The sequence below is a fragment of the Desulfosalsimonas sp. genome (genome assembly GCF_055149105.1).
The window spans coordinates 39,194-47,911 of record NZ_JBSRLA010000021.1 but is presented as its reverse complement, the minus strand read 5'-3'; the positions used below and the strand labels follow the sequence as shown (position 1 = coordinate 47,911).

Genomic DNA, 8,718 nt, shown 5'->3' with positions numbered 1-8,718 from the left:
CTCTAATCGGGGCCTTCCTTCTGACACATTCTCCTGCCCATGCTCCAATCAGGATTTGCACAGTCTCAATCCCCTCTAATCGGGGCCTTCCTTCTGACAAAAACAAATCCTGCTTTCACAAAAAAGTTCCGCCGGTCTCAATCCCCTCTAATCGGGGCCTTTCTTCTGACCAAATACATTGTCCAAGCCCGATTCGACAAATATAAGTCTCAATCCCCTCTAATCGGGGCCTTTCTTCTGACCACTCCGGGCATCTGGAAAACAAGGAGCGCAAAGAGTCTCAATCCCCTCTAATCGGGGCCTTTCTTCTGACAAAAAATCAAAATAACCCCGGAGGGGGATGCAGTTTCGTCTCAATCCCCTCTAATCGGGGCCTTTCTTCTGACACAGGTGGTGGAAGATGCACTGTTTGTGGAAATATCGTCTCAATCCCCTCTAATCGGGGCCTTTCTTCTGACTCTGGATAGAAAATACATTAAAAATACACGCAGTTGCAAGCCATTTCCGGCTGACCTGCCTTTTTTTTGCGTTTGGGAATTTTTCCGGCGCCTGACTTTTCCTCATCAAAACTGACAACTTTTTAAAATAATTCAATATAATAACACAATCAAGCTCCCGCTATCCTCCCGTCGTTACCGGTAGGCAAACGGAAACACCAATGAAGCCTTCTCATACACGTACTCCAGGGCTTCCGGGAAGCTCAGCGCATCCAGGAAGGCAAAATGATCCCTGGAAAGTTCCATTGCTGCAGACCGGACAACCGTTTCGATATTCTCCCAATTTACGGAAAAGCCACATAGATGAAGGACTGACAATGGAAGCAGGGCCATGACGGAAACGGTAGGCCCGAATTTTTCCCCCATGCAAAAATCCAGGCTTTTACAAAAAAACGCTTCAGCCTGTTTAAAGTCCCCGGCATCCAGGAAAATCCGCCCCATGTTGAAATGCCAGAGCTGCCAGGGATGTTCCGGCCGAACAATTTCCCTGGCCGCATTCACCAGGTCTTTCACCAGCGGCATCCGGGGCACAGCGGTTTTTGTGTCAGCAATGAAACGGGCAAGGCAAGCATGGTCCCACATGATCAAATCAGGGACCATCTCCTGGATGGCATCCCAGGAATCCGCCTCCAGGTATGCCATCAGGCTTGATTCCGCCCTTGTAAAATCTTTTGCGTCCAGAAAGGCATACACCAGGTAATTGTACTGCCGCCTCCATGCGCCCCTGAGATCCGGTGCCCGGCCGCAGCCAAACGCCCTGCGCGCCAAACGCGAGCATTCAAGTGTCTTGTCAAGATATGCAGGTCCGCAAAAGGCGAAGTGCTGGGTCAATGTGCCGTAAAGCTCACCAAGGCGTCCGGAGCAGGCAGCAGGATTGTAATCAAGATCGCTTTGAAACCGGGTTTCAAGATGCTGAAGATGATTTTTAAAACCTTCCGGCAGCACAGGGCGGAATTCATACTGATTGTGGAGCATGCCGACCAGCTCGTTATTGTAGTAGTCCGCCATTTCCTTTAAGGCATCATCTGCGGCCATTGCACGCGGCTTCACCCGATCAGCCGCATCAGCCCAGCGCCTGGCCGAAGATATGTCGCCCCTGTGATTGCACAGGGCAAGATTGCGGGTGCACCAGGTAAACCAGCTTGCCGGTGCCGCTTCGGCCAGACTTCCGCCATCCGCCGGGTCTGTCAGCGCGGCCAGCAGTTGTGCTGTTTTAAAATCATACCGGCTGAGCGCAGACTCCAGATTTTTTAAAAGGGTATTCAACAGCCCGGGCGCGCTTTGGATCTGCTCCTTTAGAAAACAGCACGTTTCAGGCCCGAGGATGTAGGCAAGCCATTGCCCCGGCACGGAAAGGCAGTTGTCGGCAAACACCTGTGCATCCTTTTTCATTTTCATCAACAGGACCAGTTCGGCGGCATTGCCCGGATCAAACAGATTGGCTGCTACTTGCGCATCAGACAAGTTTTCCACAGCCATGGCCTCTGGATGCGGTTTTTCAAAAGTGCTGCAATTTTCGGCAGGATAGAGAAAAAGCGAAAATTTTTTTTCAAAGGCCAGGGTATGCTTTTCCCCTGCATTGGACACACTATAAATCCTGCCGGTGCTGTCCACGCAACCCGTGGCTGCCGCCCATTTCGGAAACTCCCGGCCTTCCAGGACCATCCGGAAACCCAGCGCCAGGGGCAGCCCCAAAGACGCCCCCTGTATCCGGCGTTCCCTGTTTGGCTCAGCCAGGGGAAAACAAAAAAACGGGGCATCACGCGACACCGCCTGGTTTTGTTCCATTGCCGCCTGCGCGGCTTGTTTCACCGCATCCGCCGCCTTTACATCCAGCAGGCAATCGGCCCATTGCGGCCACAACCGATGACTCCCCCCTGCACCCGCAGGTATTCCGGCAATGAAATATTGCAGGGCTTTTTGGCGGCCCAGCACCAGCATCACCGGCACGGCGGTCCATGATCCGTCCAGCAGCGCCTCTTGATCCATGCCCGGAAACATCCGGTTCCAGCCAGAGGCTTCGGACAAAAACGAGCGCACCCACCCGGGGGCATGCCGATGTCCGGCCAGGTATTCCCCCACCCGCCGGAGAAACCACAGATCCCGCATGCCGCCCTGACCGGAAAGACGGCTTTCGATCCGCCGGATGGCGGCTCTGTATTGTTCCTCGGATTCCGCACCAGTCCATGAAGCCGGCCATGGAGTCAGAAGCCGCGGGGTGAATACTTCGGGAAAATCCACCAGAAACTGCAAGTATCCGGTTGTAACAAAATCCTTCATATGGCGGTTTTTTCCATCAGAGGCCATTGACTGTTATCGTGGTGAAAAAGTCCCTGACAGGGCTTTTGCAGTCCGCAAATTCGGCAAGGAACCAACCGTTTTCAATATTCCACTCTGTTTTGGAAGGTCTCCGCAAACGGCCCTGTCCATCCCTGAGCATACAGAAAAGATGCATACCCGCCGCATCTTTGGGCAGGCCGCTGATTTTGCCGCTGATACGAACCATACCCGCGGATTCATCTTTTGCAGCCACCTGGCATTCTGCCGCAAGGACTTTTCGAACACGCCCGCCTTCCAGGTATATAATGTTGGCCGCAAGGGTTTCAGGCGCCCACCCGCCGGGTTCCTGCGGGGAGAAATCAGCGGCCGCAAGGGGCACTGCCTCAGGCGGAAGTTCCATGGTAAGCAGCATTTCTTCCGGAGTTCTGACGTCTTCTGCCCAGCGGATCCCTGGATGACAGGCCTGCAGGTCTGCTGCAAGGCTGTTGGTATTGTCATAGGCAAGCACGGGTGCCTCCTGCTCCAGTTTCTGCACCAGATCGGCGACAGCCGGGGCTGAAAAGGTATAGCCCACCTCAATTTCCATTTCCCGGAAATAGCTGCGGACATCCTGTTGTTCAAAAGGGGGGAGTGCCGGAGCCCATGAGGGGAGTTCATCGGGGTTTTCATCCATTTCCCGGACCGCCTGCACGACATCTTGGCCAACCGAGCCGACCTCCTGACCAAGGTCTGAAAGACGGAGGGTATAGATATTCCAGGGTTCCACAAACAAGCTGCCTTCAATTCCCTGTTTTTCAGCCAGCACCAGATCTCCCGGCCCGGCCAGAACAATATCATGGTAAACCTGTGCCACCAGTATGTCCTCGGAAACCTGCGGAGAAGCATCGATTACCATCACCATGGGCGGGGTGTAATAATACCCGCCGCGCCAGCGGCCGAGGGCTTTTTTCAGGTAATACAGCCGGCCGGCGGCAACATGGCCGGACGGGTGTTCGGAGAAAAACAAATCACCGATTGCCGTCGCAAGATCATTCCACGGCCCCAGACCTTCTTCCTGCAAATCCTGGCAATAGGGGCAGATTTGAATATGCCTTTCCAGTTCGTCTTTGTGTGCGGCATCCCCTGCCACCCCGGGCGGCGGGCACAGCCTGTACATCCTGGCCATGGAAAGCGCCTGCTTTCGATCCTCCATCATCGAAGTCCTTTAATCCGTCATTAATACCGTTTATTGATTTTCTTACGGCGCCAAACAGGCGTTTTTCAATTCTTGGTTGAGTTTTTCCATGAAATGGTAAAACGCCTCTTCATTCAGATCATCAAAACTCACCCACTGTTTGTCGGCAAGAAATGATCGTATTTTGTCCAATGCCCGCTCCGAGCGGTTATCAACGGTGTTTCGGGAAATATCCCCTCTGTTTTCGGCGATCTGGCGAGGGTTGAGATGCAGGACAAGTTTCTGGTGCAGCAGGCTTTGCTCCTCCCGGGTCAGCAAGGCTACGCACATTTTGGCCCAGCAGGCAACAGACTCCGGATCATACCACTGTTGGTCCGGGCTGCTGCTGTTATCCGGAAGCCTCTCTTCAAAAGAAACAGGATCACCATCGGGGTCCGGGTAAAAATGCCGGTTGTGCATGTCCGGGCCAATGGGCAGATTTGGGGGACGATTGGCCATGAGCCAGTCCAGAAAATCCTCGAGACTTACCCAGGAGCCGGGGGATTGCCTTCTTTCCCGGGCCTGGTCCAGAAACCAGCACAAAGCGTGAAAAAGGGCTTTGCGATTGCACAGAGCGTTTTTGCGGGCCCCGGAAAACACCTGCTGGCATTCCAGTGTAAATGGGATCTGCTGCTTGTCCTCGTCGCCTAAGGGGTCAAGCACCCCCCTGCACGGGCCTTTGCCGTATATGGTGGCATATCCTTTTCCAGCGCCCGTTCCTTCACTGGCGCTTGAAAGGGTTTCTGTCTCCCGGATAACGGCCAGGGCCGTCCGACGGAAGTATTTTCTGGGGCTGACGGAAATGCTGCGGGCTTTTTCGCGGCAGTGATTGTGAAAAGCTTTCAGCAGATATCCGCCGGACTTTTTATGTCCTGCAGCCATTACTTCCTGGATTTTCCTGTTTTCCGCCAGAAAAATAAACAGCTCGCTTTTCACGGCATCAACAGCTTCCCTGCCCGGGGACTCTCCGTGATACCCGGCTGCTGCAGATCCGCCCGCAGCCAGCCCTTCCCCGAGCAACCCGGTCAGAAGATTGTCCCTTTGCAGCCAATTCACCGCGATCCGGGCCAGCCGGTCCAGGAATGGGTCATTTTCCGGCTGCCCGAGCCATTCAATAATCCGACGGTTTTTCTCCTGATTTGTCATCCGAGCCTTCCTGTCTGGATATCCGCAGCATTGCTTTTTGGCCGGAAGCAGTCTCTCACGGCAAGTCTATCCGATGCATGAAAGGGGCACCTCTCCCCGAAAACGAAGTGTTTCTGCCAGTGAAACGGGTATGTTGAACCTGAACCGGTCCAGAATATAAGATGTTTTGTCAACTTCAAATCCGGTATGCAGGAGCCGGCACCCCTGGTGGATGAAATGGCAATGCGAAAACCTGTACGGTGTCCTGGAGGTGCAGGGCGCTACAGCAGAAAATCCCTGCTGAAAGGGTTTTAAAACAAACAGCGGCCGGGTTTTTCCTTCCAAGACTTTTGCGGGAAACGCTTTCTGGGTGCATTCGTGCAGGGTCTGGTCCAGTGCTCCGGTGAACCAGAAGTTTTTCCGCCAGAATCGCATGGGAAGATAAACCGTTGAACACAAAATCAAATCCAGGTCCCCGGGAGCTGTCACCGTTTTCCGGCCTTGTTTCCAGAAGGTCTTTCCGTCCATGTCCATGCCGGCCTCATCTTGATTGTCAGGCGGTTTGAATCCGATTTTCCGGTTTGGTTTTTTATCCGAATAGCGCGCGAAAAGCAAAAAATCAACCCGGAAACATCCCCCGGTATCTTCAGGCATAAAGTTTTACGGGCCAGTTTTTGCAAAATGCGCAAACCAGTCCGTTACACCAAAACAGGGAGAAACGCAGCCCGGCCGATTTTAAACCATCAAGACAGGAGGCGCACATGAACCGTTACTATTTTTTGGCCCAGGACTACCGATACTTCGAGCGGCGCCTTGATGAGATCGAACGAATGATCCGCGAGCTCAGCGAAAAAGACGGGGATACATCCCGGTCAACCGATGACCCATACTATGAGAACTTCCTCTACACGGAACACAGCCGGAGTCAGTTCAAATGGTGCAGGCGCCTGCTGGAGCTGCTCCATATCCGGGACAACGCAAAGATCATATCTCCGGAGGAGCCTGACAATCTTGTTCTTCCCGGAAAAAGGGCAACGTATCGCATGGGAAAAAACAAATCCCTCAGAAGTCTTCTTGTGGGCAGCTATCTTAATTTCACCCTGGAACAGGCTGTTGCGTGCAGCCATCCTGTTGCCCGAAAGCTGCTCGGCAAAAAACCGGGAGAAACCTGCACTGTAAAAATCCACGATGAAACGATTCGCCTGTTTATTGTGGGTGTGAAATCCGCATACCCGACAGTCTGAATTTACGAAAATTTTGGGTATGCGGCTGAAAAAAACCAAAACCGTGCCGCAATAATAGTGTGTGAGACAAAAATGAAACCGCTTTTACGGCAACCAGAACACCGAAAGGAGGTGAAATCATGGAAGCAGCAAATTACACCGGATATTACAGCAGAACCGGTTTTTGGAACAAGGTGCTCTACAGCGCCAAAAAAGCCGGTTGGCAGGTCATCGAAAAAGCCCTCTGGCTTTATTACGCCGCTGAGAAACCCGAAACGCCGGCCTGGGCCAAAGCAACGATCTATGCCGCGCTCGGATATCTCATCTGCCCCATGGACGCCATCCCGGACATGACACCCGTTATCGGTTACGTGGATGATCTTGGCGTTCTTACCGGCGCGGTCTTCACCGTGAGCCTCTACATCGACGATGCGGTCAAAGCCCGGGCGGCAAAGAAAATGAAGCAATGGTTTGGCGGCTGATCCGGACGATTGCGGGCAAAAGGGATGGTTTTTCCAAAAACCGTTCCTTTTGTCCGCAAGACTCCGCCATCTTCGCGCCAGCGCAACAATCAAACCGCAGAAATCCGCCCATAACAGAATAACCATTGCCCCCTCATAGGCTGCTGGGGCTCCCCTTCCCTGCAGACGAAGTTGTCATGACGGATTTCTGTTCCTTTCCTGAGTCTTTCTCCTCTTTTTTTCCGATTTGCCTGACCCACCTGAACCATAATGAATCCTTTGAAAACGAGTCGCGATCCCCTCTAATCGGGGCTTTCCTTCTGACAGATGAAGAGGCCGTGAAAAAATCCCTGACAGACGCGTCTCAATCCCCTCTAATCGGGGCCTTCCTTCTGACCAGAATGATTATTTCAAAAATTTCTCTTGCAGGCGGTCTCAATCCCCTCTAATCGGGGCCTTCCTTCTGACGAGTGGTTATCTGGTAAAGACTGTAGCCATCGGTGAGTCTCAATCCCCTCTAATCGGGGCCTTCCTTCTGACTATCGCTGGGGAGATGACAGCGAGAAAACGATCAACGTCTCAATCCCCTCTAATCGGGGCCTTCCTTCTGACGTGGCGACAACACCCCGCCGCCTCCGGAAGATGAGTCTCAATCCCCTCTAATCGGGGCCTTCCTTCTGACTCAATTTGGATGTTTGTACAGGATTTATTGCATAAGTCTCAATCCCCTCTAATCGGGGCCTTCCTTCTGACTAGATGGCTTTTCAAAAAAGAAGTGGGTGGGAATCAGTCTCAATCCCCTCTAATCGGGGCCTTCCTTCTGACTTACGCCACGGACGGGGGAGGGACATACCCGGTTCAGTCTCAATCCCCTCTAATCGGGGCCTTCCTTCTGACCTGGCCGCGGGCGCTGAATACAAAAACGAAATAACGTCTCAATCCCCTCTAATCGGGGCCTTCCTTCTGACTAAATTAAAGGGGGCACAATGAAACGCATTTATTGTGTCTCAATCCCCTCTAATCGGGGCCTTCCTTCTGACAGACTCGGGATGATGAGCAAAGGGTGGAGGAACAGAGTCTCAATCCCCTCTAATCGGGGCCTTCCTTCTGACAAAAAAGGTAAAATACAAAAAGATGATCCGGAAGTTAGGTCTCAATCCCCTCTAATCGGGGCCTTCCTTCTGACTGTTTATTGCTGTGGCCGTCCTTTGAATCTCCCTTTTGTCTCAATCCCCTCTAATCGGGGCCTTCCTTCTGACTTACATTGCTTCATGGTTTCGTAGTAGAGGACACCAGTCTCAATCCCCTCTAATCGGGGCCTTCCTTCTGACGCAAACCCTGACAGATAAAATAAAAGCCCTGGACAAGTCTCAATCCCCTCTAATCGGGGCCTTCCTTCTGACACACAAAAAGCTGTGGTTGTTTGCAAAAAAAAAAGTCTCAATCCCCTCTAATCGGGGCCTTCCTTCTGACTTAACAATTCGAGTCGGCAAAGAGCAGCTTAAACAACTCGTCTCAATCCCCTCTAATCGGGGCCTTCCTTCTGACTCATCGAGGCCGAGTAAAGAATGCTTCGATTCAATTGTCTCAATCCCCTCTAATCGGGGCCTTCCTTCTGACCGATGCTCAAGGTCAGCAAGTTTACGTGGGTGCCACGGTCTCAATCCCCTCTAATCGGGGCCTTCCTTCTGACAGATACTTTTCTGGAAGTCGCAGAAAACGGCACGCTGTCTCAATCCCCTCTAATCGGGGCCTTCCTTCTGACCCAGGTTGTGCCCTGTTTCTCCATAAAGTTGATCTTGTCTCAATCCCCTCTAATCGGGGCCTTCCTTCTGACCAGTTTCACGAGAAGAGAGACGAAATTGAATGGCTGGTCTCAATCCCCTCTAATCGGGGCCTTCCTTCTGACCAAAAAATTA

6 protein-coding genes and 1 CRISPR repeat array (1 of these 7 running past the window's edge) are annotated in these 8,718 nt (G+C 52.6%); of the genes, 2 read left to right on the top strand and 4 right to left on the bottom strand.

The window, feature by feature from the left end:
- Window positions 1-632 precede the first annotated feature (632 nt).
- The 4 genes from ACTCIA_RS07175 to ACTCIA_RS07160 form a co-directional block, all read right to left on the bottom strand.
- Window positions 633-2,777, bottom strand: coding sequence for a hypothetical protein (locus ACTCIA_RS07175; RefSeq protein ID WP_463001122.1), 2,145 nt, complete (start codon window positions 2,775-2,777; stop codon window positions 633-635).
- Window positions 2,778-2,793: 16 nt separating this feature from the next.
- The gene (locus ACTCIA_RS07170; protein WP_463001121.1) at window positions 2,794-3,969 is read right to left on the bottom strand and encodes a hypothetical protein; all 1,176 of its coding nucleotides are present in this window, start codon (window positions 3,967-3,969) and stop codon (window positions 2,794-2,796) included.
- 45 nt (window positions 3,970-4,014) lie between these two features.
- Complete coding sequence (locus ACTCIA_RS07165) at window positions 4,015-5,136, bottom strand: sigma-70 RNA polymerase sigma factor region 4 domain-containing protein (protein WP_463001120.1); 1,122 nt, start codon at window positions 5,134-5,136, stop codon at window positions 4,015-4,017.
- Between the two features lie 66 nt (window positions 5,137-5,202).
- Window positions 5,203-5,649: a hypothetical protein gene (locus ACTCIA_RS07160; RefSeq protein WP_463001119.1), complete on the bottom strand. Its 447-nt coding sequence runs from the start codon at window positions 5,647-5,649 to the stop codon at window positions 5,203-5,205.
- A gap of 227 nt (window positions 5,650-5,876) precedes the next feature.
- Between ACTCIA_RS07160 and ACTCIA_RS07155 the strand changes: the two genes are divergently transcribed.
- Together ACTCIA_RS07155 and ACTCIA_RS07150 are read left to right on the top strand one after the other, a co-directional pair.
- Entirely contained in the window at window positions 5,877-6,359 is a 483-nt protein-coding gene (locus ACTCIA_RS07155) for a GreA/GreB family elongation factor (RefSeq protein ID WP_463001118.1), read from the top strand.
- A gap of 119 nt (window positions 6,360-6,478) precedes the next feature.
- Window positions 6,479-6,820, top strand: coding sequence for a YkvA family protein (locus tag ACTCIA_RS07150; RefSeq protein WP_463001117.1), 342 nt, complete (start codon window positions 6,479-6,481; stop codon window positions 6,818-6,820).
- Window positions 6,821-7,088: 268 nt separating this feature from the next.
- Window positions 7,089-8,718: a CRISPR direct-repeat array (repeat unit 36 nt; unit sequence GTCTCAATCCCCTCTAATCGGGGCCTTCCTTCTGAC) (it continues 421 nt past the right edge of the window).

Excerpts from the sequence above, each read along its gene's own strand:
- ACTCIA_RS07155 (WP_463001118.1), top strand. The coding sequence starts at position 5,877 with ATGAACCGTTACTATTTTTTGGCCCAGGACTACCGATACTTCGAGCGG.
- ACTCIA_RS07160 (WP_463001119.1), bottom strand. The coding sequence starts at position 5,649 with ATGGACATGGACGGAAAGACCTTCTGGAAACAAGGCCGGAAAACGGTG.
- ACTCIA_RS07170 (WP_463001121.1), bottom strand. The coding sequence starts at position 3,969 with ATGGAGGATCGAAAGCAGGCGCTTTCCATGGCCAGGATGTACAGGCTG.
- ACTCIA_RS07175 (WP_463001122.1), bottom strand. The coding sequence starts at position 2,777 with ATGAAGGATTTTGTTACAACCGGATACTTGCAGTTTCTGGTGGATTTT.
- ACTCIA_RS07150 (WP_463001117.1), top strand. The coding sequence starts at position 6,479 with ATGGAAGCAGCAAATTACACCGGATATTACAGCAGAACCGGTTTTTGG.
- ACTCIA_RS07165 (WP_463001120.1), bottom strand. The coding sequence starts at position 5,136 with ATGACAAATCAGGAGAAAAACCGTCGGATTATTGAATGGCTCGGGCAG.